This window comes from Pseudomonas sp. PAGU 2196 (assembly GCF_022179005.1).
Classification (GTDB): domain Bacteria; phylum Pseudomonadota; class Gammaproteobacteria; order Pseudomonadales; family Pseudomonadaceae; genus Aquipseudomonas; species Aquipseudomonas kermanshahensis.
Genome location: NZ_BNTL01000033.1, coordinates 1 through 26398, shown reverse-complemented (window position 1 = coordinate 26398; position 26398 = coordinate 1). Strand labels below are relative to the sequence as shown.

General features: G+C 63.0%; 21 protein-coding genes. 12 read left to right on the top strand and 9 right to left on the bottom strand.

The features are described 5' to 3' along the window. The first annotated feature begins 27 nt into the window (after positions 1-27). Genes MFF34_RS24595 through MFF34_RS24585 form a run of 3 tightly spaced genes read left to right on the top strand, consistent with a single transcriptional unit; the run spans position 28 to position 2117 of the window. A complete protein-coding gene (locus MFF34_RS24595) occupies positions 28-372 on the top strand; it encodes a YciI family protein (protein WP_027593157.1) in 345 nt (114 codons plus the stop codon). Positions 373-393: 21 nt separating this feature from the next. Further along, a complete protein-coding gene (locus tag MFF34_RS24590; RefSeq protein ID WP_027593156.1) occupies positions 394-879 on the top strand; it encodes an SRPBCC family protein in 486 nt (161 codons plus the stop codon). Then, positions 879-2117: an RNA polymerase sigma factor gene (locus MFF34_RS24585; RefSeq protein WP_027593155.1), complete on the top strand. Its 1239-nt coding sequence runs from the start codon at positions 879-881 to the stop codon at positions 2115-2117. The genes MFF34_RS24590 and MFF34_RS24585 overlap by 1 nt, the downstream gene beginning before the upstream one ends. Positions 2118-2260: 143 nt before the next feature. Here MFF34_RS24585 and MFF34_RS24580 read toward each other — a convergent pair whose 3' ends face one another. Continuing rightward, entirely contained in the window at positions 2261-2731 is a 471-nt protein-coding gene (locus MFF34_RS24580) for a MaoC family dehydratase (RefSeq protein ID WP_099430159.1), read from the bottom strand. 34 nt (positions 2732-2765) lie between these two features. Continuing rightward, positions 2766-3710, bottom strand: a complete 945-nt coding sequence (locus MFF34_RS24575) for an alpha/beta hydrolase (RefSeq protein WP_186681944.1) — start codon at positions 3708-3710, stop codon at positions 2766-2768. Between the two features lie 230 nt (positions 3711-3940). On the opposite strand from MFF34_RS24575, the gene fadD2 reads away from it, so the two are divergent. Together fadD2 and fadD1 are read left to right on the top strand one after the other, a co-directional pair. Continuing rightward, complete coding sequence (fadD2, locus tag MFF34_RS24570; RefSeq protein WP_238217017.1) at positions 3941-5629, top strand: long-chain-fatty-acid--CoA ligase FadD2; 1689 nt, start codon at positions 3941-3943, stop codon at positions 5627-5629. A 264-nt stretch (positions 5630-5893) separates the two neighbouring features. Beyond that, positions 5894-7591: a long-chain-fatty-acid--CoA ligase FadD1 gene (gene fadD1 / locus MFF34_RS24565; protein ID WP_027593151.1), complete on the top strand. Its 1698-nt coding sequence runs from the start codon at positions 5894-5896 to the stop codon at positions 7589-7591. Between the two features lie 102 nt (positions 7592-7693). Here fadD1 and MFF34_RS24560 read toward each other — a convergent pair whose 3' ends face one another. Both MFF34_RS24560 and MFF34_RS24555 read right to left on the bottom strand, forming a co-directional pair. Further along, the gene (locus MFF34_RS24560; RefSeq protein WP_099430156.1) at positions 7694-9001 is read right to left on the bottom strand and encodes an FAD-binding oxidoreductase; all 1308 of its coding nucleotides are present in this window, start codon (positions 8999-9001) and stop codon (positions 7694-7696) included. A gap of 25 nt (positions 9002-9026) precedes the next feature. Further along, on the bottom strand, positions 9027-10391 hold the full coding sequence (locus MFF34_RS24555) for a glutamine synthetase family protein (RefSeq protein ID WP_238217015.1): 1365 nt from the start codon (positions 10389-10391) through the stop codon (positions 9027-9029). Positions 10392-10942: 551 nt separating this feature from the next. On the opposite strand from MFF34_RS24555, the gene hrpA reads away from it, so the two are divergent. Continuing rightward, positions 10943-14848, top strand: coding sequence for an ATP-dependent RNA helicase HrpA (hrpA, locus tag MFF34_RS24550; protein WP_238217012.1), 3906 nt, complete (start codon positions 10943-10945; stop codon positions 14846-14848). 174 nt (positions 14849-15022) lie between these two features. Beyond that, on the top strand, positions 15023-16144 hold the full coding sequence (locus tag MFF34_RS24545; protein WP_238217010.1) for a beta-ketoacyl-ACP synthase III: 1122 nt from the start codon (positions 15023-15025) through the stop codon (positions 16142-16144). A 196-nt stretch (positions 16145-16340) separates the two neighbouring features. On the opposite strand, the gene MFF34_RS24540 is transcribed toward MFF34_RS24545, so the two are convergent. Then, entirely contained in the window at positions 16341-17585 is a 1245-nt protein-coding gene (locus tag MFF34_RS24540) for a putative porin (protein ID WP_238217008.1), read from the bottom strand. 263 nt (positions 17586-17848) lie between these two features. Between MFF34_RS24540 and MFF34_RS24535 the strand changes: the two genes are divergently transcribed. Continuing rightward, positions 17849-18976 (top strand): GNAT family N-acetyltransferase, encoded by a 1128-nt coding sequence (locus MFF34_RS24535; protein ID WP_238217006.1) that lies wholly within the window; start codon positions 17849-17851, stop codon positions 18974-18976. Between the two features lie 182 nt (positions 18977-19158). Here the strand turns inward: MFF34_RS24535 and MFF34_RS24530 are convergent, their stop codons facing one another. The 4 genes from MFF34_RS24530 to MFF34_RS24515 all read right to left on the bottom strand — a co-directional run bounded on the left by MFF34_RS24530 (position 19159) and on the right by MFF34_RS24515 (position 23354). Next, positions 19159-20991 carry an ABC transporter ATP-binding protein gene (locus tag MFF34_RS24530; RefSeq protein ID WP_238217004.1) on the bottom strand — a complete coding sequence of 611 codons (1833 nt, stop codon included), beginning with the start codon at positions 20989-20991 and terminating at the stop codon, positions 19159-19161. A gap of 62 nt (positions 20992-21053) precedes the next feature. Further along, a complete protein-coding gene (locus tag MFF34_RS24525; RefSeq protein WP_186681932.1) occupies positions 21054-21611 on the bottom strand; it encodes a peptidylprolyl isomerase in 558 nt (185 codons plus the stop codon). Further along, the gene (locus MFF34_RS24520; protein ID WP_027593142.1) at positions 21605-22417 is read right to left on the bottom strand and encodes an alpha/beta fold hydrolase; all 813 of its coding nucleotides are present in this window, start codon (positions 22415-22417) and stop codon (positions 21605-21607) included. Before MFF34_RS24520 ends, MFF34_RS24525 begins: the two co-directional genes overlap by 7 nt. Positions 22418-22430: 13 nt before the next feature. After that, positions 22431-23354 (bottom strand): LysR family transcriptional regulator, encoded by a 924-nt coding sequence (locus tag MFF34_RS24515; RefSeq protein ID WP_027593141.1) that lies wholly within the window; start codon positions 23352-23354, stop codon positions 22431-22433. A 48-nt stretch (positions 23355-23402) separates the two neighbouring features. Between MFF34_RS24515 and MFF34_RS24510 the strand changes: the two genes are divergently transcribed. From MFF34_RS24510 to MFF34_RS24495, 4 genes are all read left to right on the top strand, one after another. Further along, entirely contained in the window at positions 23403-23720 is a 318-nt protein-coding gene (locus tag MFF34_RS24510) for a 3-phosphoglycerate kinase (protein ID WP_099430150.1), read from the top strand. 108 nt (positions 23721-23828) lie between these two features. Then, complete coding sequence (locus tag MFF34_RS24505) at positions 23829-24428, top strand: FMN-dependent NADH-azoreductase (protein ID WP_099455006.1); 600 nt, start codon at positions 23829-23831, stop codon at positions 24426-24428. A 250-nt stretch (positions 24429-24678) separates the two neighbouring features. Beyond that, the gene (locus MFF34_RS24500; RefSeq protein WP_099430147.1) at positions 24679-25554 is read left to right on the top strand and encodes a carboxylate/amino acid/amine transporter; all 876 of its coding nucleotides are present in this window, start codon (positions 24679-24681) and stop codon (positions 25552-25554) included. A gap of 1 nt (position 25555) precedes the next feature. Then, a partial coding sequence (locus MFF34_RS24495; RefSeq protein WP_238217002.1) for an AEC family transporter occupies positions 25556-26398 on the top strand: 843 nt, incomplete at its 3' end.

Genomic DNA, 26398 nt, shown 5'->3' with positions numbered 1-26398 from the left:
CACTTTGCCAATGCCCTGGAGGCGACCATGAAATACCTGTGCCTGGTCTATTGTGACGAAGGGCTGCTGCACAGCCTGCCCGACAGCCCGGAAGACGCCGAATGCATGGCCTATGCCGAGGCGTTGCAGGGCGCTGGGCGCATGCTCGCGGCCGAGGCGCTCAAGCCGGTGCAAACCGCCACCACGGTGCGCGTGCGCAGTGGGCACATGAGCCTCACCGATGGCCCGTTCGCCGAAACCAAGGAACAACTGGCCGGCTTCTATTTGGTGGATGCCCGAGACCTGAACGAGGCGCTGAACATCGCCAAAGGCATCCCCGCCGCAAGGGTCGGCAGCGTTGAAGTGCGACCTGTGCGCGAACTGCAACCCTGACACTCACGGAGAACCACCAGCATGAGCCTTGCACACCCTGCGCAAGCGCAGCACGAGTTGTCCATCAGCCGATTGATCGACGCGCCCCCGGCCAAGGTGTTCCGCGCCTGGACCGAGCCCCAGTGGCTGATGCAATGGTGGGGGCCGCACGGCATGACCACCCCGGAATGCGAAATGCAACTGTGGGTCGGTGGCCTGTTCCGCACCCTGATGCGGGCCCCGGATGGCACCGAGTACCCGACCCAGGGCGTGTTCCTGGAGATTGCCGCGCCGAGGCGCCTGGTGTTTACCGACGCCTTCGGGCCGGGCTGGGTACCTTCTGACAAAGCGTTCATGACCGCTGTGGTGACCTTTGACGAGGAGCACGGCAAGACCCGTTACACCGCCCGCGCCTGGCATTGGAGCGCCGCCGACAGCCGAGCCCATGAGGAAATGGGCTTCCACCAAGGCTGGGGAGAAAGCCTGGACCGCCTGGTGGAGGTGGTGACCCAGCGGATGCCGGACTGATGGCAGGGCTGGCGCAGGTGCGCGCCGAAGTCGAGGCGGTGTACCGTCGCGATTCGCGGCGCATCCTGGCGACCTTGATCCGCTTGTTGGGCGACTTCGACCTGGCCGAGGAGGCCATGCACGATGCGTTCTTCATCGCTGTTGAGCGCTGGCAGCGCGATGGTATCCCTGCTAACCCTCGGGCATGGCTGGTGTCGACCGGCCGCTTCAAGGCCATTGATGCGTTGCGCCGACGTGCCCGCTTCGACCGCTCCCAGGCGGACCTGATCATGCTATTGGAAGGCCAGGTGCAAGACCCCAGCGAGGAAGCCTTGCTCAGCGATGATCGCCTGCGGCTGATTTTTACCTGCTGCCACCCGGCCTTGGCTGCCGACGCGCAGGTGCCGCTGACCCTACGCGAGGTCTGCGACCTGACCACCGAGCAGATTGCCCGGGCGTTTTTGCAAAGCCCGGCTACTATCGCCCAACGCATCGTACGCGCCAAGGCCAAGATCCGCGACGCGGGCATCCCCTACCAGGTGCCGGCGCTCGATGAGTTGCCCGAGCGCCTCGAGAGCGTGTTGCGGGTGATTTACCTGGTGTTCAACGAAGGCTATTCGGCCTCGTCCGGCGACGCCTTGCTGCAGCAGGACCTGACAGACGAAGCGATCCGGCTCGGCCGCCTGCTGGGGCAATTGCTGCCAGACCCGGAGGTGATCGGCTTGCTGGCGCTGATGCTGTTGCAGGCATCGCGGCAGCGTGCGCGCATCGACGCGCAGGGCAACCTGGTGGTGCTTGAACAGCAGGACCGCAGCGTGTGGGACCGTGAGCGCATCGAAGAAGGCTGTGAGCTGGTGCGCCACGCCCTGCGAAGCCGCGGCTATGGCGCCTATACCGTGCAGGCGGCGATAGCCGCGGTGCATGCCGAGGCGGCCACGGCGGATGACACGGACTGGGACGAGATCGTCGGGCTGTATGACGTGTTGCAACGGCACTGGCCGTCGGCGGTGGTCGCGCTGAACCGGGCAGTGGCGCTGGCGAAACGGGATGGGCCGCAGGTGGGGTTAGCAGAGGTTGAAGCGATCCTGGCGGCGGGTGAGCTGCACGACTATCACCTGGCGCATGCGGCAAGGGCGGAGCTGCATGCTCAACTGGGCCATGTCGAAGAGGCCCGTGCGGCGTGGCAGCAGGCCTTGGCGTTGACCCGGCAGGCGCCGGAGCGGCGGCATATCGAGCGGCGGCTCCAGGCACTGAAATGAGCGGGCAATACTGCCCTTGTGGGAGCGGGCTTGCCCCGCGAAGGGTTCACGCGGTGCAGGGCACCGGCTTCGCCGGTGTTCGCGGGGCAAGCCCGCTCCCACTCAATCAAGGGGCGGGCCTTGCGAAGAAACCCGCGCTGAAATCAGCTGGCCACGAAATTCGGTGGCGATACCAGCTCGACCGTCTGCTGCTTGCGCGGCGCCAGGATCTCGGCCTCGCCCTCGACCACCAGCTCATCGTTCTGGTTGTACACATTGGTGGCGATCCGCACCTTGAACTTGGGCAGCTTCTCGAGGATTTCCAGGCGTACGGTCAGGGTGTCGCCAATCTTCACCGGCTTCTGGAAGCTCATCTTCTGGCCCAGGTAGATGGTGCCAGGGCCAGGCAGCGTGCACGCCACCGCCGCACTGATCAGCGCGCCGCTGAACATGCCATGGGCAATGCGCTCACGGAACATGCTCTTGGCCGCGAACTCGGCATCCAGATGCACCGGGTTGTGGTCACCGGACATCGCGGCGAACAGCTGGATGTCACGTTCTTCCACAGACTTTTCATAGGTGGCTGTCTGGCCGACTTCAAGGGCTTCGTAAGGCGTGTTGGTGACCTGGGACATCGGGGCTTCCTTAAGCGGTGGGCGAGGGCGGCTATCATTCACTGCGCGCAGGGCGGCCAAGGGCCAGCGCCTGTTCGAGCCAGCCGAGAATATCGGCGGTGACCTCGTCACGGTTGGTTTCGTTGAGCACTTCGTGCCGTGCCTCTGGGTAGATGCGCAGCTGTACATGCTGGTTGCCGGTCGCGCGTAACGCGTCGGCCAGATGGGTGAGACGCTTGCCGGTACTGACCGGATCACATTCACCGCCAATCACCAGCAGGGGCAGGTTCGGATCGATCTGCGCGAGGTTACTTGCCTGGCTGATCTGCGCCAAGCCTTGCAGCAGGTCGAGCCACAACTGGTTGCTGCAGCGAAAGCCACACAGGGGGTCATTCACGTACTGGTCCACCTCGCCAGGGTCGCGGCTCAGCCAGTCGAAGGCGGTGCGGTTGGGCTTGAAGGCTTTGTTGAACGAGCCGAACGACAGCCACTCGATCAGCGCGCTCTTGCCCAGCGGCCCTTGGCGCCAGGCCTCGACCCGGGCGATCAGCCGCGCCACGCGGTACAGCGCCGCGGGCTGGAAGTTCGAGCCGCTGAGGATCGCCCCGTGCAGGCTGGCGCTGTGGTGCAGCAGGTACGCCTGGGCAATGTAGCTGCCCATGCTGTGGCCGAACAGGAACAGCGGCGTGCAGGGGTATTGCTGGCCGATGTGCTGGGCGAGCAAGCCGAGGTCATTGACCACGGCATTCCAGCCATGATGGCGGGCGAACAGGCCGAGGCTGCCCAGTTCGGCGGTGCGCCCGTGGCCGCGCAGGTCGGGGGCGAACAGGGCGAAGCCGGCCTCGCTCAGCGCATGGCCCAGGCGCTGGTAGCGCCCGGCGTGCTCAGCCATGCCGTGGGCCAGCAGCACTACGGCCTTGACCGGCGTGGCCGGCAGCCATTGGTGTACGTACAGGCTGCAATGCTCGCTGGCGGGCAGCCAGAAGGCGTCGTGGGGCATGGCCGGTCCTTTGCGCGGGGGGTACGAGCACAGTGTATGCGCAACCGGCTGGATTGCAGGAAGGGCACAAATAAGATTCACAATGTTAATGGCGGAGCTTGGCGTATATGCCGCCTTGGGCTTACCTGCTAACGTCGGTTAAACGCCTGTTTGCCATTGGCGATCAGGTCAAAGGACTAAACGACCCGCTACACCCCCCGCAGCAGGTCCAGGCAGAGGAACAATAATAAATGCTAGCCGACTTCTGGAATGACAAGCGCCCGGCGGGCGTGCCTTCCACCATCGACATCCATGCCTACACCTCCGTCGTCGAGGTGTTCGAGCGCTCTTGCAAGCGCTTCGCCGACCGCCCGGCGTTCAGCAACCTGGGCGTGACCCTGACCTACGCCGAACTGGAGCGCCATTCGGCGGCCTTTGCCGCCTGGCTGCAGCAACACACCGACCTGGTGCCGGGCGACCGCATCGCCGTGCAGATGCCCAACGTCCTGCAGTACCCGATCGCGGTCTTCGGCGCGTTGCGTGCCGGGCTGATCGTGGTCAACACCAACCCGCTCTACACCGAGCGTGAAATGCGCCACCAGTTCAAGGACTCCGGCGCCCGCGCGCTGGTCTACCTGAACATGTTCGGCAAGCGCGTGCAGGAGGTGCTGCCCGATACCGGTATCGAGTATTTGATCGAGGCGAAAATGGGCGACCTGCTGCCCGCCGCCAAGGGCTGGCTGATCAACACCGTGGTCGACAAGCTGAAGAAGATGGTGCCGGCCTATCAATTGCCCCAGGCGGTGTCATTCAAGCAGGTGCTACGTGAGGGCCGCTCGCTGAGCCACAAGCCGGTGCCGCTGAGCCTGGACGATATCGCCGTGCTGCAATACACCGGCGGCACCACCGGCCTGGCCAAGGGCGCGATGCTCACCCATGCCAACCTGGTGGCCAACATGCTCCAAGTGCTGGCGTGTTTCTCGCAGCACGGGCCAGACGGGCAGAAGATGATCAAAGAAGGCCAGGAGGTGATGATCGCGCCGCTGCCGCTTTATCACATCTATGCCTTTACCGCGAACTGCATGTGCATGATGGTCACCGGCAACCACAATGTGCTGATCACCAACCCGCGGGACATTACCGGCTTCATCAAGGAGTTGGGCAAGTGGCGTTTTTCCGGCCTGCTGGGGCTCAACACGCTGTTCGTCGCGCTGATGGACCACCCCGGCTTCCGGCAACTGGATTTTTCTGCGCTGAAGGTCACCAACTCCGGTGGCACCGCGCTGGTCAAGGCCACCGCCGAGCGCTGGGAGAGCCTCACGGGCTGCCGCATCGTCGAAGGGTATGGCCTGACCGAAACCTCGCCGGTCGCCAGTACCAACCCTTATGGCCAGTTGGCGCGGCTGGGCACGGTGGGTATCCCGGTGGCAGGCACGGCGTTCAAGGTAATCGACGACGACGGCAACGAGCTGCCGCTGGGCGAGCGGGGTGAACTGTGCATCAAGGGCCCACAGGTGATGAGGGGCTATTGGCAGCAACCCGAGGCCACCGCGCAGACCCTGGACGCACAAGGCTGGCTGAAGACGGGTGATATCGCGGTGATCGACCCGGATGGCTTTACCCGCATTGTCGACCGCAAGAAGGACATGATCATCGTCTCGGGTTTCAACGTGTACCCCAACGAAATCGAGGACGTGATCATGGGCCATCCGCAGGTGGCCAACTGCGCGGCCATCGGCGTGCCGGACGAGCGTTCTGGCGAGGCGGTGAAACTGTTCGTGGTGCCGCGCGAGGGCGGCTTGAGCGTCGATGAGCTGAAGGCGTACTGCAAAGCCAATTTCACCGGCTACAAAGTGCCCAAACACATCGTGCTGCGCGAGTCGCTGCCGATGACGCCGGTGGGCAAGATCCTGCGGCGCGAGTTGCGTGACATCGCCTGACAGGGATGCAGGGCGCCTCTGGAACGGGCCTTTTGGCCCGTTTTGCGACATTTTGGATAAATACTCTAAAAATGACTTGTATCGTTCATTGAGTCATTTTTGTGACCGTGAGGCCTGTTTTGGCCTCTAGGCGACCCCTGGCAAAGCTGTTACTCTCGGGCCGCTTTCAGATGATCCGGTTTGCAATGAGCCGCCATCACATATCAATAATAAGCGCATCGACGCGTGAATCGAACTTCGCTGTTGCTGAAGGAGTGGGCTTCCATGATCGAACATTTTTGGAAGGATAAATACCCAGCCGGGATTACGGCGGAAATCAATCCTGACGAATTCCCCAATATCCAGGCGGTACTCAAGCAATCCTGCCAACGCTTTGCCGACAAACCGGCCTTTAGCAACCTGGGCAAGACTATCACTTATGGCGAACTGTATGCGCTGTCGGGGGCGTTTGCCGCCTGGCTGCAGCAACACACCGACCTGAAACCGGGTGATCGCATTGCCGTGCAACTGCCAAACGTCCTGCAATACCCGGTAGCGGTATTCGGCGCCATGCGTGCAGGGCTGATCGTGGTCAACACCAACCCGCTGTATACCACGCGGGAGATGGAGCACCAGTTCAACGATTCCGGTGCCAAGGCGCTGGTGTGCTTGGCCAACATGGCCCACCTGGCCGAAAAAGTGGTGCCCAAGACTCAGGTCAAGCATGTCATCGTCACCGAAGTGGCCGACCTGCTGCCGCCGCTCAAGCGCCTGCTGATCAACAGTGTGATCAAGTACGTGAAGAAGATGGTGCCGGCCTATGACCTGCCGCGTGCCGTGCGCTTCAACGACACCCTGGCGCTGGGCAAGGGCCAGCCGGTCACCGAGGCCAACCCGCAACCCAATGATGTCGCCGTGCTGCAATACACCGGCGGTACCACGGGCGTGGCCAAGGGCGCGATGCTGACCCACCGCAACCTGGTGGCCAACATGCTGCAATGCCGGGCGCTGATGGGCTCGAACCTGCATGAAGGCTGCGAAATCCTGATCACGCCGCTGCCGCTTTACCACATCTATGCCTTTACCTTCCATTGCATGGCAATGATGCTGATCGGCAACCACAACGTGCTGATCAGCAACCCGCGTGATTTGCCGGCGATGGTCAAAGAGCTGAGCAAGTGGAAATTCAGCGGCTTCGTTGGCCTCAACACCTTGTTCGTCGCCCTGTGCAACAACGAGGGGTTCCGCGCGCTGGACTTCTCTGCGCTGAAAATCACCTTGTCTGGCGGCATGGCCCTGCAATTGAGCGTGGCCGAGCGCTGGAAGGCCGTTACCGGTTGCGCCATCTGCGAAGGTTACGGCATGACCGAAACCAGCCCGGTGGCCGCCGTCAACCCGTCCGAGGCCAACCAGGTTGGCACCATCGGTATTCCGGTGCCTTCGACGCTGTGCAAGATCATCGACGACAGTGGCAATGAACTGCCGCTGGGCGAGGTGGGTGAGCTGTGCATCAAGGGCCCGCAAGTGATGAAGGGCTACTGGCAGCGCGAGGACGCCACTGCCGAAATCCTCGACAGCGCGGGTTGGCTCAAGACCGGCGACATCGCGTTGATCCAGCCGGACGGCTACATGCGCATCGTCGACCGCAAGAAGGACATGATCCTGGTCTCCGGTTTCAACGTCTACCCCAACGAGCTGGAAGACGTGCTGGCCGGCCTGCCAGGTGTGCTGCAGTGTGCGGCCATCGGCGTGCCGGACGAAAAGTCGGGCGAAGTGATCAAGATGTTCATCGTGGTCAAGCCGGGCATGACCGTGACCAAGGAGCAGGTGATGGAGCACATGCGTGCCAACGTCACCGGCTACAAGGTGCCGCGCTACATCGAGTTCCGCGATACGTTGCCGACCACCAACGTGGGCAAGATCCTGCGCCGTGAATTGCGCGATGAAGAGCTGAAGAAGCAAGGGCTCAAGAAGATCGCTTGAGGCTGTATTCTGGGCTGGCTTTGCTGGCCCTTTCGCGGGCAAGCCCGCTTCTACAGGTATCTCACTGTAGGAGCGGGCTTGCCCGCGAAAGGGCCGGTGAAATCAGCGCAATTTCTCGAGCATCTGGTAGTACCACATCCCCGCCGCCAACAGCGGATTCCCCAGCAAGTCCCCCATCGGCACCCGCACGTGCTTGCACTGCGCGAAAGTGTCGAACTTCTCCAGTGTCCCGGTCAGCGCTTCGGCCATGATCTCGCCCATGATGTGGCTGGTGGCAATGCCATGCCCGGAGTAACCCTGGCAGTACCAGACATTGTCCGAGAGCTTGCCCAGTTGCGGGATACGGTTGACCACGATGCCCATGGCGCAACTCCACTGGAACTCGATCGGCACCCCTTTGAGCGCCGGGAAGGTGCGTTCGATGCAGGGCCGCAGTTCACCTTCGATGTCGCGTGAATCACGCCCGGAGTAGTTGGCGCCGCCGCCAAACAGCAAGCGCTTGTCGGCGGTCAGGCGGTAATAGTCGAGGACAAAGCGGCAGTCATACACCGCCAGGTCCTGCGGGTTGATCTGCTCGGCCAGTTCACCCAGCGGCGCAGTGGTAACGATGCCGCCCATGGCCGGGAAAATCTTGCCCTTGAGCTTGCGTTGCTCCAGCTTGTGGTAGACATCGCCGGCCAGCATCACCTGGCGGGCTTCGATGCGCCCCTCGGCGGTCACCACTGCCGGGCGCGGGCCGTGGACGATGTCCAGCACCTCTGAATGCTCGAAGATCAACGCGCCCAGGCTGTGGGCGGCGCGGGCCTCGCCCAGGCACAGGTTGAGCGGGTGCAGGTGCAGGTTGCGGCGGTTTTTCAAGGCGCCCAGGTACAGCGGGCTCTGCAGGTGCTGGGCCATGGCGCTGCGGTCGAGCATCTCGACCTGATCGCCCATGCCGCGACGCTCTGCCTCGGCCGCGAAACCGCGCAGTTCGTTCAAGTGCGACGGCTTCATCGCGGCATGCAGGTGGCCGCGCTTGAGGTCGCAGTCGATGCCGTAGCGTGCCACCCGTTGCTCGATGACCTGGTGCCCGCGCCAGCGCAGGTGCCAGATGAAATCATCCACCTCGCTGCCCAGGCGATCGCGCATTTGCGTGCGCATGGCTTCGTCGCCCGACAAGCTGCCGGTCACCTGGCCGCCATTGCGCCCACTGGCGCCCCAGCCGATGCGGTTGGTTTCGACAATGGCCACCTTCAGGCCGCGCTCTGCTAGCTCCACAGCGGTGGCCACGCCGGTGAACCCACCGCCGATGATGGCCACGTCGACGTGCACGGTGCCCTTGAGGGTCGGGTACTGCGTGTGGTCATTGAGGGTGGCGCTGTAATAGGACGGCGCGCGTTGGGCCGGTCCCTTGTTCAATGCTGCGTTCATGGGTGTTCCTTGTTATGAATGGGGCTCAGGCCTGGTGCAGGTACCAACGCCAGTCCTGTTCGCTGACTTCGGCCATGAACTGGCGGTACTCGGCGCGCTTGACCTTCAGGTACACCCCAAGAAATTCATCGCCCAGTGCCTCCCGGGCCCAGCCCGAATGCTGCAGGGCATCCAGGGCGGTCAGCCAGTCGGTGGGCAAGTGCTCGGTGGCCTGGGCATAGCCGTTGCCTTCAACGGGGGCGCCGGGGTCCAGCTGTTCACGGATGCCGCGGTGGCTGGCGGCGAGGATGGCCGCTGCGGCCAGGTACGGGTTGGCATCGGCACCGCAGATGCGGTGCTCCACGTGTCGGCTGTTGGCCGGGCCGCCCGGTACGCGCAGGCTGACCGTGCGGTTGTCGACGCCCCAGGTGGGCGCCAGTGGCGCGTAGCTGTTGGCCTGGAAGCGGCGGAACGAGTTGGCATTGGGGCAAAACAGCAGCAGCGAATCGCGCAGGTGGCGCAGCATGCCGGCCACCGCTTGGCGCAACAACGGCGTACCGGCCTTGTCCTCGCTGGCGAACAGGTTGTTGCCAGCGCTGTCGGCCAGGCTCAGGTGCATGTGCATGCCGGTGCCGGCCAGTTGTGCAAAGGGTTTGGCCATAAAACAAGCCTGCATGCCATGCGCATGGGCCACGCCTTTGACCAGGCGCTTGTAGCGCACGGCCTGGTCCATGGCCAGCAGCGCATCGCCGTGCTCAAGGGTGATTTCCACCTGGCCAGGTGCGTACTCGGAGATTGCCGTGCGGGCGGGGATACCCTGGGCTTTGCACGCGGCGTAAAGGTCGGCGAGGAAGGGCTCGATCTGTTCCAGTTCACGCAGGCCATACACCTGCGTACTGCGCGGGCGCCCACCGTCGTTGTCCAGGGCCGGCTGCGGGCGGCCCTGGGCATCGCGTTTTTGGTCGAGTAGGTAGAACTCCAGCTCACACGCCATCACCGGGTGGTAGCCATCGGCCTTGAGCGCTTCGATCGTGCGCAACAGCACATGGCGTGGGTCGGCAATGCTCGCCGGCAGGCCTTCGCTGGGGTGCATGCTGACCTGCACTGCGGCGGTGGGTACGCGCCGCCAGGGCAGGCGCACCAAGCTGCCTTCCAGCGGGTAGGCGCGGCAGTCGATGTCGCCAACGTCCCAGACCAGGCCAGAGTTTTCGACGTCATCGCCATTGAGGGTCAGGCCCAGGATGGTGCTGGGCAGCGGGCGGCCGGTCTGGTAGACCGCCAGCAGTTCCTCGCGGTGCAGCAGCTTCCCGCGGGGGACGCCATTGGCGTCGAGGATGAACAGCTCGAACAGCTCGATATCGGGGTTGTCGGCCAGGAATTGGCTGGCGTGCTCTACGGGTGCAAAGTGCATGATGAATTCGCTCACGGGCGCACAGGGCCACCGCGCATGCTGGCGGCCCAGTTGAGTCAAACGGCCAGGCGGTGGCCGGGTTGGGTCACAATGGCGTGAGCGAAGTGTCCGGTGGGCGCGCGTGACGGCAGTGCCACAAAGCCCAGAAGGCGAGGATGATGTGGACCAGCGGATTTTCCCCAGCACGGCTCCTGGCCTTCGGCAGCGAAGGGCGGGACGACGGTGGGGCGATAGGCTGGGCGGGAGTCATGCCTTTGATACTCACATGCGGCGTAAGGTTGATTAAAGCAGTGAATGGCAACCTTTACATCAGCCTCCACTAAACATAGCGCGCCTGCCTGATCGTTGTAGGAGCAGCCTTGTGCTGCGAAGAGGCCGGTGATAGCAACCGACATCACCTTTGTTGTCACCGGCCTCTTCGCAGCACAAGGCTGCTCCACACACAAAGGTGCGGCCAGCGCGGACAGCAAAGAACCCTCAAATCTGCGACAATCGCGCCTCTTCAAGCCGATCATGAAAAAGCAGGCTCACCTGCATCACTAAAAAGCCCCATGACAGACCAAGCCATCGACCAGCTCCTGAAAAACCTCGACCACGCCATGATCGCCGACCGCCACCGTCTGCGTCGGCAACTGCACGAGCTGCGCAAACGCCCGGACGAAGCGAAGCTCGCCCAGTGGGTGGAAAAGGTCCAGGCCTCCTGCGCGCAGGTCACCGCACGCCAACAAAGTGTGCCAACCGTGCGCTACGACGACAGCCTGCCGATTGCTGCCAAGCGTGACGAGATCAAAAAGGCGCTGGCCGAGCACCAGGTGCTGGTGATTGCCGGTGAGACTGGCTCGGGCAAGACCACTCAGTTGCCGAAAATCTGCCTCGAGTTGGGGCGCGGTAGCCATGGCCTGATCGCTCACACCCAGCCACGCCGTATCGCCGCGCGCAGCGTCGCTACCCGTGTCGCCGAAGAACTCGGCACGCCGCTGGGCGGGCTGGTCGGCTACCAGGTGCGTTTCGAAGACCAGAGTGATGCCAATACCCTGGTCAAACTGATGACCGACGGCATCCTGCTGGCCGAAACCCAGCACGACCGCTTCCTCGAACGCTACGACACGATCATCGTCGACGAAGCTCACGAACGCAGCCTCAACATCGACTTTCTGCTCGGCTACCTCAAGACCCTGCTGCACCGCCGTCCGGAACTGAAGCTGATCATCACCTCGGCGACCATCGACCTTGAGCGCTTCTCCCAGCACTTCGATGGCGCACCGATCATCGAGGTGTCGGGGCGCACCTTCCCGGTCGAAACCTGGTACCGGCCGCTGACCAGCGAGCAGGACGAGGAAGGCAACCAGATCGAGGAAGACCTCACCGTCGACCAGGCGATCCTCGCCACCCTGGACGAACTGGCGCAGCATGAGCGCAGCGAGGGCAAGGGCCCTGGGGATGTGCTGATCTTCTTGCCGGGCGAGCGGGAAATCCGCGACGCCGCCGAGATTTTGCGCAAGGCGCAACTGCGCCATACCGAGATTCTGCCGCTGTATGCGCGCCTGTCGCCCGCCGAGCAGCAGCGCATTTTCCAGTCGCACACCGGGCGCCGCGTGATCCTGGCCACCAACGTCGCCGAGACTTCGCTGACCGTGCCGGGCATTCGTTATGTGATCGACACCGGCACCGCCCGCATCAGCCGCTACAGTTACCGCGCCAAGGTCCAGCGCCTGCCGATCGAGGCGGTGTCGCAGGCCAGCGCCAACCAGCGTAAGGGCCGCTGCGGCCGGGTCGAACCGGGCATCTGCGTACGCCTGTACAGCGAAGAGGATTTCAACGGCCGGCCGGCCTTCACCGACCCTGAGATCCTGCGCACCAACCTCGCGGCGGTGATCCTGCAGATGCTGCACCTGCGCCTGGGTGCGATCGACGCGTTCCCGTTCATCGAGCCGCCAGATGGCAAGGCCATCAGCGACGGTTTCAACCTGTTGCAGGAGCTTTCGGCGGTCAACCGCGAGAACCAGTTGACCCCGCTTGGGCGACAGCTGGCGCGTTTGCCGATCGACCCACGGCTTGGCCGCATGCTGCTTGAAGGCGCCCGCCAGGGCAGCCTGCAGGAAGTGTTGATCGTGACCAGTGCCCTGTCGGTGCAAGACCCGCGCGAGCGGCCGCCGGAGCGCCAGCAGGCGGCCGACCAGGCGCATGCTCAGTGGAAGGACGTCGATTCCGACTTCGCCGCACTGGTCAACCTGTGGCGTGGCTTCGAAGAACAGCGCCAGGCGTTGACGGCCAACCCGTTGCGTAACTGGTGCCGGAAGAACTTCCTCAATTACCTGCGCCTGCGCGAATGGCGCGATGCCCACCGCCAGCTGGCGCTGATTTGCCGTGACCTGCAATTGACGGTCAACAAGGAACCGTCCGATTACCAGCGCATGCACAAGGCCATCCTCAGCGGCCTGCTCAGCCAGATCGGCCAGAAGACAGAAGAGGGCGATTACCAAGGTGCCCGTCAGCGGCGCTTCTGGGTCCATCCGTCCTCGGGCTTGGGCCGCAAGCGCCCGCAGTGGGTCATGGCTGCCGAACTGGTAGAGACCACCAAACTGTATGCGCGGGTGGTCGCCAAGATTGAGCCCGACTGGATCGAGCCGCTGGCCACCCACCTGGTCAAGAAGAACCACTTCGAACCGCATTGGGAGAAAAAGCGCGGGCAAGTGGTGGCCTTTGAACAGATCACCTTGTATGGGCTGATTCTGGTGGGGCGCCGGCCGGTGCACTTCGGCCCGATCGACCCGGTGACCTCCCGCGAGCTGTTCATCCGCGAGGGGCTGGTGGGCGGCGAGATCCAGTCGCGGGCCAAGTGCCTGGCCGCCAACAAACGCCTGCTCGAACAGCTCGACGAACTGGAGGCCAAGGCCCGTCGGCGCGATATTCTCGCCGATGAAGAGACCCTCTACGCGTTCTACGAAGCGCGCCTGCCCGAGGAAATCCACCAGACCGCGACCTTCGATGCCTGGTACCGCATGACCAGCCAGAAGGACACCAACCTGCTGATCATGCGCGAAGAAGACGTGCTGGCGCGTGAAGCCAGTGAGGTCACCGCTGCGCAGTACCCGGACAGCCTGCAGGTAGGGGACTTGCGCCTGTCGTTGACCTACCACTTCGAACCGGGCCACCCCCGCGACGGTGTGACCGTTCGCGTACCGGCGCCGCTGTTGCCAAGCCTGCCGGGCGAGCGCCTGGAATGGCTGGTGCCGGGCCTGATCGAAGCCAAGTGCGTGGCGCTGGTGCGCAACCTACCCAAGGCCCTGCGCAAGAATTTCGTGCCCGTACCGGACTTCGTCAAGGCCGCGCTGGCGCGCATGACCTTCGGCCAAGGCGCGTTGCCCCAGGCCTTGGGCCAGGAGCTGCTGCGAATGACCGGTGCGCGTGTGTCCGACGAGGCCTGGGCAGAATCGGTCAACTTGGTCGAAGGCCACCTGCGGATGAACATCGAAGTGGTCGATGGCCAGGGCAAGTTCCTCGGCGAAGGCCGCGACCTGGCCGAGCTGACCGCACGCTTTGTCGCCGCCAGCCAGGCCGCACTGGCCGTGCCACGCAGCGAGAACGCCGAACGCCCGGTGCAGGCCAAGGCCTTCAGTGAAGTGGCGCAGAGCACCCAGCAGAAGATCGCCGGCCTGTCGATGACCGTCTACCCGGCGCTGGTGGACGAAAACGGCACCGTGCGCGAAGGGCGTTTCTCGACTCAGGCCGAAGCCGAGTTCCAGCACCGTCGCGCCTTGCAGCGGCTGTTGCTGCAGCAGTTGGCGGAGCCTGCCAAGTTTTTGCGTGGCAAGCTGCCCGGGCTGACCGAACTGGGCTTGCTGTACCGCGAGCTGGGCCGTGTCGAGGCACTGGTCGAAGACATTCTGCTGGCCAGCCTGGACAGCTGCATCCTCGAGGGTGAACACCCGCTGCCGCGCGACGGTGCCGCCTTGGCCGGCTTGGCCGAGCGCAAACGTGGCAGTTGGGCCGAGCACGCTGAACGCCTGGCGCGCCAGACCTTGGAAGTGCTCAAGTTGTGGCACGGGCTGCAGAAGCGCTTCAAAGGCAAGATCGACCTGAGCCAGGCGGTGGCGCTGAACGACATCAAGCAACAGCTGGCCAACCTGGTGTACCCAGGCTTCGTTCGCGAAACCCCGGGCGCCTGGTTCAAGGAGTTGCCGCGTTACCTCAAGGCCGTGGAGTTACGCTTGGAGAAGCTCGGCTCGCAGGTGCAGAAGGACCGCGTCTGGAGTGGCGAGCTGGCAAACCTCTGGGCCCAATACAAGACACGTGCCGACAAGCACGCCCAGGAGGGCAAGCGTGATGAGCAACTGACGCTGTACCGTTGGTTGCTGGAGGAATACCGGGTGTCGTTGTTCGCTCAGCAGTTGGGTACCAAAGTGCCGATTTCTGACAAGCGTCTCAGCAAACAGTGGGCTCAGGTGGAAGCCTAAACCGCAGAAGATGTGGCAATATTGATGCAATTTGGGGCCGCCTAGCGGCCTCTGTGGGAGCGGGTTTACCCGCGAACGAGGGCAACGCCCTCGCCTTCGAGTTGGCACTAAAGTGCTATTACGCATTTTCCAGCCAGCGCCCCGTGGCGATGGCCTTTGACCAGAGGAACGACCGTGCATAACGTCGTGATCAGCGGCACCGGCCTGTATACCCCGGCCCAGAGCATTTCCAACGAAGAACTGGTGGAGTCCTTCAACACGTGGGCGCAGCAGTTCAACCACGACAACGCCGCCGCCATCGAGCGCGGCGAGGTCGAGGCAGCGCCGCTGTCCGACGCCGCTTTCATCGAGAAGGCCTCGGGCATCAAGAGCCGCTTCGTGCTGGACAAGGCCGGCATACTCGACCCGCAACGCATGAAGCCACGCCTGCCAGAGCGCTCGAATGACGAGCCGTCGATTCTGTGTGAAATGGCGGTGGCCGCTGCTCGTCAGGCGCTTGAACGTGCGGGCCGTACCGCTGCCGACGTCGATGGTGTGATCGTCGCGTGCTCCAACCTGCAGCGCCCATACCCGGCCATTGCCATCGAAGTGCAAAATGCATTGGGCATCCAGGGCTTTGCCTTCGACATGAACGTGGCCTGCTCGTCAGCCACCTTCGGCATCCAGACCGCCGCCAACAGCGTGCAGCTGGGCCAGGCGCGTTCGGTACTGATGGTCAACCCCGAGGTCTGCACCGGCCACCTGAACTTCCGCGACCGCGACAGCCACTTCATCTTCGGAGATGCCGCCACCGCCGTGCTGATCGAGCGTGCCGACCAGGCCACCTCGAAGCACCAGTTCGAGATTGTCAGCAGCAAGTTGTGGACCGGGTTTTCCAACAACATCCGTAACAACTTCGGCTTCCTCAACCGCGCGGCGGAGGAGGGGGAAGGTGCTGCGGACAAGTTGTTCATCCAGGAAGGCCGCAAGGTGTTCCGTGAAGTGTGCCCGAAGGTGGCTGAGCTGATCGGTGAGCACCTTGAAGCGAATGACCTGCAGCCGAGCGACGTCAAGCGCTTCTGGTTGCACCAGGCCAACCTGAGCATGAACCACTTGATCGTCAAGAAGCTGCTGGGGCGTGAAGCCACCGAGGAAGAGGCACCGGTGATTCTGGACCGTTATGCCAACACCAGTTCGGCGGGGTCGGTGATTGCATTCCACCTGTACCAGGATGACCTGGCCGAGGGTGCGGTGGGCGTGCTGAGCTCGTTTGGCGCGGGGTATTCGGTGGGTAGCGTGATTTTGCGCAAACGCTGATTGCCGGGGCCGCTTTGCGGCCCATTCGCAGCGCAAAGGCTGCTCCTACAGGGGAACGCGAGCCGCACCGGTAGGAGCAGCCTTGCGCTGCGAATGGGCTGCAAAGCAGCCCCTACAATGTCACACACAAAAAAAGGCAGGAAATACCGGATGGGGTCGGCATTTCCCGCCTTGAGTGAAGCAGTGAAGCGGTTGCTTAGAACTTGGCTTCCAGGTCTACCTGCAGCGTGTCTACGTCAGCATTGCTGTTCGGCAGCTGCGACAGATCGGTCTTGGCCATCAGGTACGCCGCGCCCAGCGAGAAGTTCTTGTCGATCTCGTAACCGACCTTGAACTTGTGGCCGCGAGAGCCGGTGAAGCCGTTGCCGAAGTCGGAGTCGGTGAACAGGCTGACCACGGCGTTACGTTGAACATCGCGGTAGTTGTAGTCCAGGCTCCAAGCGCCGACCTTGGTTTTCAGACCGGCCAGCCAGGCCTGGTCTTCACCGTCGGTGCTCTCGGTGTTTTTCACGTATTGGCCGTAGGCCGACAGCGGGATGGCGAAGCCGGTGAAGTCGAGCTGACCGAAGCCTTCCACCAGGTTGAATTCATTGGTGGTGTTGCCGAACGACTGCAGAATGGCCGCTTCCTTGTCGTTGTCGTAGCCATAGATGCTCGCACCCACAGTGAACTTCAGCACGTCGGCAGGGGCGAACTTGGCGCCCAGCTGGCCGTGGTAGACCTGCGCATCGTGCTTGTACTGCACGCCGTCGCCGTCGACGTTGTCCTTGAGGGTGTACTGACCGGCACTGGCGAACACTTCGGCGCCGCCCAGGTCAGCCTTGTAGGTCGCGGCCACGCCTTCCGGGTTGATGTCGCTGTCCCAGATAATATCGCCCATGCTCACCCACGGCTGTGGCATCTTGCCGCCGATCAGGTGCAGGTTTGGCACTGCGGTCGGGTGCCAGTCGAGGTAGGCCAGGTCGACCCACAGCGATTTCTTGTCGAAATAGTTGTCGAAGCTCTGGTTGGTCGAGCGACGGTCGGCGCTGCTGCCGGTGGCGATACGCACGCCAGCATCGACTTGCGGGTTGATCTCGCTGTAGAAGCCGACACGGGCACGGACGCGCTGGCGGTCCTGGTTGCCGCTGCTGCTGTTCGGGTCGTCAACGTTGACGTCTTCGTAACGCAGGCGCACATCACCCTTGATCTGGGTCTTGGCGGCCCATGCCACTTTTTGTTCAAAGGAACTCATACGCTCGGACTGCGCTTTCTGGTCGGCCTTTTCCTTGGTCTCTTTTGCCAGATCGCCTTGCAGTTCGTTGTACTGCGCCTGGTTGATCGAGCCATTGGCGCGGAGCATTTCGAGCAGCTTGGCGTCGACAGCAGCACTGGCCGGAGTACTCAGAGCCAGCATCATGCCGGTGAGGCTCACTCCGGTAAGTGTGGAAACAAGACGCATAAGGTTCTCCCTACTAGAAAAAAATGGGGGAGGCTCAGCGCCCGCCCCTGTGTTGGCATGTCTTCGGAAAGGGCCTGAATAGACAGGTTCTGGGGTTCCGGAAAACAGGCGCAAGTATTGCGGGGGGGAATGACAGATTAATGTCTAATTAGTGGCACTGTTGTTAAGTAATCGACAATGAACGGATTGGCCAGGTGATCGTCATTTGAGTGATGGGCCATTCTTCCGGGATACTGAGGGCCTCAAGACAGCGAGTCGAAACCGTGACCAGCCTGTACAGCCTTGCTCATCTGCGTGATCTTCCCGCGGCCACCTGGGATGCCTTGGTGCCTGCGGGCCAACCGTTTCTGCGCCACGCCTTTCTCACCGCCCTGGAGGACAGTGGCAGCGTTGCCCCCTCGACCGGCTGGGCTGCCGAGCACCTGGTGCTGGAGCGTGAAGGGCAGGTACGCGCCGTGCTGCCGGCCTACCGCAAGTGGCATTCGTTTGGCGAATACGTGTTCGACCACGGCTGGGCCGATGCCTGTGAGCGGGCAGGCATTGCCTACTACCCTAAGCTGCTGGGCGCCGTGCCGTTCAGCCCGGTCAGCGGCCCGCGCCTGCTGGCCGCCGACCCCGCCGATGGCCTGCTGGTGCTGCAAGCATTGCCCGAGTACCTGGGCAAGGGCGGGCTCTCTGGCGCGCACATCAACTTCACCGACCCGGCATTGGACCAGCAGATGGCCGGCTTGCCAGGCTGGATGGAGCGGCTGGGTTGCCAGTTCCACTGGCGCAACCGAGGCTATCGGGACTTCCAGGACTTTCTCGACACGCTCAGCTCGCGCAAGCGCAAACAGATGCGCAAAGAGCGCGAGCAAGTGGCCGGGCAGGGCATCGACTTTCAGTGGTACCGGGGTGATGAACTGGATGAGGCGCAGTGGGACTTCGTCTACCTGTGCTACGCCAACACCTATGCAGTGCGCCGGCGCGCGCCGTACCTGACCCGTGAGTTCTTCAGCCTGCTGGCCGAGCGCATGCCCGAGGCGCTGCGGGTGGTGATGGCCAGGCAAGGCGGGCGTGACGTGGCCATGGCCCTGAGCCTGGTGGGCGGTGACAGCCTGTATGGCCGTTACTGGGGATGCCTGGATGAGTTCGACCGGCTGCACTTTGAGACGTGCTTCTACCAGGGCATGGACTTTGCCATTGCTGAAGGCTTGCAGCGGTTCGATGCGGGGGCTCAGGGTGAGCACAAGCTGATCCGAGGGTTCGAGCCGGTGCTGACGCGGTCGTGGCATTACCTGCTGCATCCCGGGTTGCGGCGGGCGGTGGAAGGGTTTTTGTTGCAGGAGCGGGAAGGGGTGCAGGGGTATGCCGAAGAGGCGCGGGGGATGTTGCCTTACCGCAGGGATTGAACTTTATGTCGCTTTCCCCGGCCTCTTCGCGGGGCAAGCCCGCTCCCACAGGTGCATCACTGGTTTTAAGGGCAGTGATCTAGCTGTGCATCCCCCAGGTACATCACTTATTTTAAGGGCAGTGATTTACCTGTGGGAGCGGGCTTGCCCCGCGAAGAGGCCGGCGCAGGCAACCGCACATCTCAATCCACCCCAACAAACCCGCCGGTCTGGTGATGCCACAACCGCGCATACAACCCTTGCTGCGCCAGCAACTCACTGTGGCTGCCACTCTCGACGATATGCCCTTTGTCCAGCACCACCAGCCGGTCCATCCGGGCAATGGTCGAGAGCCGGTGGGCGATGGCGATCACGGTCTTGCCCTGCATCAGTGTCTCAAGGCTCTCCTGGATCGCGGCTTCAACCTCAGAGTCCAGCGCTGAAGTGGCCTCGTCCATGATCAGGATCGGTGCGTTCTTCAACAACACCCTGGCAATCGCGATACGTTGACGCTGGCCGCCAGACAACTTGACTCCACGCTCGCCCACATGCGCATCGAAGCCGGTACGCCCCTGGGCGTCGGTCAACTGCGGAATGAACTCGTCGGCGCGGGCGCGGCGTACGGCTTCAAGCAGTGCCGCTTCGCTGGCCTCTGGGCGGCCGTACAGCAGGTTGTCACGGATCGAGCGGTGCAACAGCGAGGTGTCCTGGGTGATCATGCCAATCTGCGCACGCAGGCTGGCCTGGTTCATTTCGGCGATGTCCTGGCCATCGATGAGGATACGCCCACCCTGCACGTCATACAGACGCAGCAGCAGGTTCACCAGGGTCGATTTGCCCGCGCCAGAAGGGCCGATCAGGCCAATCTTTTCGCCCGGGCGGATGTTCAGATTGAGCCCTTCGATCACGTTGCTGGCTTTGCCGTAGTGGAAGTCCACATCGTCGAAATGCACCGCGCCACGGCTCACCTTCAGCGCCGGCGCATTGGGCTTGTCGGTGACGGTGACCGGCTGGGCGATGGTCTGCAGGCCGTCCTGGACCATGCCGATGTTCTCGAAGATGCCGTTGACCACCCACATGATCCAGCCCGACATGTTGACGATGCGGATCACCAACCCGGTGGTCAGGGCAATTGCCCCCACGGTGATAAGCGACTGGCTCCACAGCCACAGCGCGAGGCCGGTGGTGCCGACCACCAGCAAGCCGTTGAGGGTGGTGATGACCACGTCCATGCTGGTAATCACCCGCGAGGCCAGTTGCGTTTTTTCGGTCTGCTCACGGATCGCCTCACGGGCGTACTGCTGTTCGTAGTCGGTGTGGGCGAACAGCTTGAGGGTGGCGATGTTGGTGTAGCCGTCGACGATGCGCCCCATCAGTTTGGAGCGTGCGTCGGACGAAATCACCGAACGCGCCTTTACCCGTGGCACGAAGTAGAACAGCGCGGCGATGTAACAGGCGATCCACGCCAACAGTGGCAGCATCAGGCGCCAGTCGGCCTCGGCGAACAGGACCAGCGAGCTGACGGCATAGATCAGCACGTGCCACAGGGCGTCCACTGCCTGTACCGCCGAATCGCGCAGCGAGTTGCCGGTTTGCATGATGCGCTGGGCAATACGCCCGGCGAAGTCGCTTTGGAAGAAGTTCAGGCTCTGCTTGAGCACATAGGAGTGGTTTTGCCAGCGGATCAGGCTGGTCATGCCCGGGTTGATGGTCTGGTGCACCAGCAGGTCGTGCAGGCCGAAGAACAGCGGGCGCAGCAGCAGGATCACCACCAGCATCCAGATCAGCTCACCGCTGTGTTCGCTGAAGAAGTTGGCATTGGGCGTGCCTTGGGCCAGGTCGATGATGCGGCTCAGGTAGCTGAACATCGCCACTTCGATCAACGAAGCGATCAGGCCGACCACTAGCAGGGCGGCGAAGCTTGGCCAGACCTGGCGCAGGTAATACAGGTAGAACGGCCACACCGTGCTCGGCGGTGCTTCGCTCGGTGCCTCGCGAAAAATGTCGATGAGTCGTTCGAAACGGCGGTACAGCATGGGTGACAACACTCCTGTTGGTCCGGCCTTCAGGCGGGTTCACGTCCCTGTGAAACCTGCATTCAGTCGATACGTTTGGCGGACTTGATATAGACCGGATCGGCCGGCACGTCGCGCATGCCCTTTTTCACGGTGGTCGGTGAGTTGACGATCTGGTCGACCACTTCCATGCCTTTGGTCACCTTGCCGAACACGGCATAACCACGGTCACGGCCTGGGTTGAGGAAGTCGTTGTCAGCCACGTTGATGAAGAACTGGCTGGTGGCCGAATTCGGGTCCGAGGTGCGGGCCATGGACAGGGTGCCGCGGGTGTTCAGCAAGCCATTGCTGGCTTCGTTGCGGATCGGGTCCTGGGTGCTCTTCTGCACCATCTGGTCGGTGAAGCCGCCGCCCTGCACCATGAAGCCCGGGATCACGCGGTGGAAGATGGTGTTGTTGTAGAAGCCGCTGTCGACGTACTGGAGGAAGTTCTTGGTACTGATCGGCGCCTTCTCGGCATTCAACTCGATTTCGACCTGACCGAAGCTGGTGTCCAGCAACACGTGAGGGGTCTTGTCGGACGCCATGACGCTGGTGGCGAAGGCGACCGAGCAGGCGGTGAGCAGGAGTTTTTTCAGCATGGGCTCAAAGATCCTTGAGAGGTGGAAGCAGCTGCAAGAAACTGCAGCAGGGTCTGGTTGAAGACCTCGGGTTGATCGAGGGGCGTAGCGTGCCGGGAATCGTCGATGACTACCAGCCTGGCCTGCGGCATCAGGGCTACGTAGCGCTCTTTCAGATGTATCGGCGTGTAATCGTGGTCGGCGGCAATCACCAGCGTGGGACAGCGAATTTGCCCAATGCGTTCCTGCACGCCCCAGTCAACGATGGCGTCGAAGCTTTTGAGGTAGGCGCGCTTGTCGTTGCGTGCCCAGCGCTGCGCCATCTTCTGGCGCAGGTCAGCTTGGCCGGGCTTGGGGAACAGGCGCTGGGCCAGGCCTTTGCCCACGGTCTCGACGCTGAGCAGGCGTGCCAGGCCCCAACGCTTGGCCCACCAGGCCCAGTCGCTGCGGGTGCGGCGCTTCACCTCTGGGGCGCTGTTGACAATGCACAGGCTGCGCAGCCAGCGCGGGTGATCGACGGCAAACTGGAAGCCGACCATCCCGCCCATCGACAGGCCCACGAAGTGCACCGGGCCGGTCTGCAGGTGTTCGAGCAGGGCCAGCAGGTCTTCGCTGAAGGTGGCGATCTGGTAGCCGTCGCGGGGCTTGTCGGAGCGGCCGTGGCCGCGGATGTCCATGACGATGACCCGGTAGTGGCGGCTCAACAGCGGTATCTGCAGTTCCCAGTCCTGGCAGCTGGAGCCCAGGCCATGCAGCAGCACCAAGGGTTCGCCCTGGCCGTATTCCTCGTAATGCAGTAAGCATCCTTCGTGTTCGAAATAGGCCATGGGCGCGGTCCTCTCAGGCTTGTGGGGGGGCTGCGAAGGGCACGTCCAGAGGCGCGGTGTCGAAGTTGCGCAGCAGGTCGATGAGAATCTGCGTAGCCGGGCCCAGGGTCTTCTCTTTGCTCGAATAAAGGTAGAACAGTGGGTGACGGCTGCCACCCTGATCCAGCGGCAACGGCTTGAGCACACCTTCACGCAGTTCGCGCTCGATCATGTGCCGCGGCAGCCAGGCAAAGCCCAGGCCGCTGCTGACGAAGGTGGTGGCGGTGCCCAAGCTGCCGACGGTCCAGCGCTGTTCTGCGCCCAGCCAGCCGACATCCAGCGGTTGTGCGCGGCCAGAGTCGCGGATCACCACCTGCAGCTGGCTTTCCAGGTCCTGGAAGGTAATTTCACGGCCCAGGCGGTGCAGGCTGTGTTCGGGGTGGGCAACGGCGATGAACTCCACCGCGCTCAGTTCGGCGCCCAGGTAGCCGCCGATGCTGTAGCTGCTGATGGCCAGGTCGGCGATGCCTTCGCGTAGCACTTCCTCGACGCCCGACAACACCTCTTCACGCAGGCGTACCCGGCAACCGCGGCTTTGCGGCATGAACGCACTCAGCGCACGGACCAGCCGGGCGCTGGGGTAGGCGGCGTCGACCACCACGCGCACCTCGGCTTCCCAGCCTTGCTCCATGTGATGGGCAAGGTCTTCGAGCTGGCTGGCCTGTTTGACCAAGTGGCGTGAACGGCGCAGCAGCACGTTGCCAGCTTCGGTGAGCACCGCCTTGCGCCCATCGATGCGCAGCAGCGGAACACCGAGCTGCTCTTGCATGCGGGCCACGGTGTAGCTGACCGACGACTGCGAACGGTGCAGCGCCTCGGCGGCCTGGGCAAACCCCCCGTGATCGACCACTGCTTGCAGTGTTCGCCACTGATCAAGGGTTACGCGCGGCGCTTTCATGTTTCGCTCCTGTTGTCCTAAGCTGCGCTCTTCCAAGGAGAGCGCCCCATGAAGAAATGTTGTGCGGCAATACTGATGTGCCTGCCCCTCGGTGCCATGGCTTACCCCATCGATGTGGAGAAGCAATTGGAGGACGGGGTCAAGCTCGACTACACGGCCTACGATACCGCCTACGACATTGGCGCCATCACCCTCAACAACTATGGGCAGGTGCCTGCAGCCTGCAAGGTAATGTTCCGCAACGGCCCGGAAGCGCCGCGGGTGCGCCGGGTGAACGTGCCGGCAGGTAAAAGCGTCGACGTCACTGCCAAGTTCAATCGCCAGATCATCAAATTGCGGATCAGCGTGAACTGTACAGCGGAATAAACGGATTAATCGATTGATTGAACCCACTTTTTACGCTTTTTTATCGATAGGTCAAGCCTTAATCTCACCTCCATCGAATCGCACCCTTTTTGCCGATGGAGGCACCCCATGTCCCGCGTACTGATCATCGAAAGCAGCGCCCGCCAGCAGGATTCCGTTTCCCGTCAACTGACCCGCGACTTCATCCAGCAATGGCAGGCCGCCCACCCGAGCGATGAGATCACCGTACGTGACCTGGCTGTGACCTCGGTGCCGCACCTGGATGCCAACCTGCTCGGTGGCTGGATGAAGCCCGAAGAGCAGCGCAGTGCCGCCGAGCTCGAAGCGCTGGCCCGCTCCAATGAGCTGACGGATGAACTGCTGGCGGCCGACGTACTGGTGATGGCTGCGCCGATGTACAACTTCACCATCCCCAGCACCCTCAAGGCCTGGCTGGACCACGTGCTGCGCGCCGGCATCACCTTCAAGTACACCCCGACCGGCCCGCAGGGCCTGCTGACTGGCAAGCGCGCCATCGTCCTGACCGCCCGCGGTGGCATTCATGCCGGCGCCACCAGCGACCACCAGGAACCCTACCTGCGCCAGGTGATGGCGTTCATCGGCATTCACGATGTGAATTTCATCCATGCCGAAGGCCTGAACATGAGCGGCGACTTCCACGAGAAGGGCATCAACCAGGCCAAGGCCAAGCTGGCTGCGGTGGCCTGAGCGTCAACGAATTCCCAACCCTGACACCTGTTTTTGCTCCTTTGGGTGTACCTGCCCGGCCTGATGGCCGGGCTTTTTTATGCCTTGGATTTCTCGGTTGCTCGTGTCACTCACTGTTCTCAAGGCCCGTGGTGTACCTGTGGGAGCGGGCTTGCCCGCGAAAGGGCCGGCACAGCCCCCACACTTCTCATGGTTGAACTCACGCGGCGCAACCCGCTAAGGTCGCCGCCTTGATCCACGAGAGGCAACCATGGGCTACCTGATTATCGTCGCGCTGATTCAGGCGTTTTCCTTCAGCCTGATCGGCGAGTACCTGGCCGGGCACGTCGACAGCTACTTTGCCGTGCTCGCGCGGGTGCTGCTGGCGGGCCTGGTGTTCTTGCCGCTGACCCGCTGGCGCCAGGTCGAGCCGCGCTTCATGCGTTCGATGCTGCTGATCGGTGCGCTGCAATATGGCATTACCTATGTCTGCCTGTACCTGAGCTTTCGCGTGCTCACCGTGCCGGAAGTGCTGCTGTTCACCATCCTCACGCCGTTGCACGTGACCCTGATCGAAGATGCCTTGAACCGGCGTTTCAACCCATGGGCGTTGCTGGCCGCGCTGGTGGCCGTGGCGGGAGCCGCGGTGATTCGTTTCGACAGCATCAGTGGTGAGTTCTTCATCGGCTTCCTGCTGCTGCAACTGGCCAACTTCACCTATGCCGCCGGTCAGGTGCTGTACCGTCACCTGATCGCCCGAAACCCCAGCGACCTGCCGCACTACAAGCGCTTCGGCTACTTCTACCTCGGGGCCTTGATCGTCGTGCTGCCGGCGTTTTTGCTGTTCGGCAATGCCCAGCACCTGCCAAGCACCGATGTGCAATGGCTGGTGCTGTTGTTCCTCGGGTTGTGCCCGACCGCGCTGGGCCTGTACTGGTGGAACAAGGGCGCGTGCCTGGTTTCCGGGGCGACGCTGGCCGTGATGAACAACCTGCATGTGCCGGTGGGGCTGTTGCTCAACCTGTTGATCTGGAACCAGCACGAGCCACTGGGGCGGTTGCTTATTGGCGGCGCGGTAATTCTGGCGTCGGTGTGGATGAGCCGGTTGGGTAGCCGCACTGATGCTGCGCTGACCCGCAAGGCCTGATATGCATACCCTCTTTGTCATCGTCGCGCCGATCTTTGCCCTCATCCTGGTCGGTTACCTGTGCCGTCGCGCCAACAAGCTCGGCGACAAGGCCGCTGCCGAAATCAACAAGATGGTGGTCTGGCTCTGCCTGCCGGCCTTGCTGTTCAAGGTCACCGCCACTGCGACCTGGAGCGAGATCTGGCACCCAGGCTTCATCGTGGCGTTTGGCACGGGCGCCCTGGCCATGTTCGTGATCACGCTGGCGTGGCGGCTGTACAGCGGCCATAGCCTGGTCGCGGCGAGCATCGACGGGCTCAGTGCGGGGTATGCCAACACCGGCTACATCGGCATCCCGCTGTGCCTGTTGCTGTTCGGCCAGGCGGGCTTGCAGCCGGCGCTGATCTCGTCGTTGATCGTGGTGTGCCTGGTGTTCGCCATTTCGCTGACCTTTATTGAGGTCGGGTTGCAGGAAGAGCGGCAGGTCGGCCGGGCGATGCTGGTGGTGAGCAAGGCGCTGGCGAAGAACCCGCTGGTGATTTCGCCGGTGGTGGGGGCGGGGTGGGCCATGAGCGGGTTGGGTCTGGCCGAGCCGGTGTTGCATTTTCTCGACATGCTGGCGTTGGCCACCACGCCGTGCGCCTTGATATCGCTGGGCGCATTCCTGGCAGAAAAGCGCGCGGGTGCGCAAGCCAGCCCGTGGCCGTTGGTGGGATTGAAACTGGTTGGGCAGCCGGCCCTGACCTGGGTGCTGGCGTACAAGGTGTTCAGCCTGCCGAGTATGTGGGCGGCTTCGGCGGTGCTGCTGGCGGCGCTGCCGACCGGGACCGGGCCGTACATGCTGGCGGAGTACTACAACCGCGAG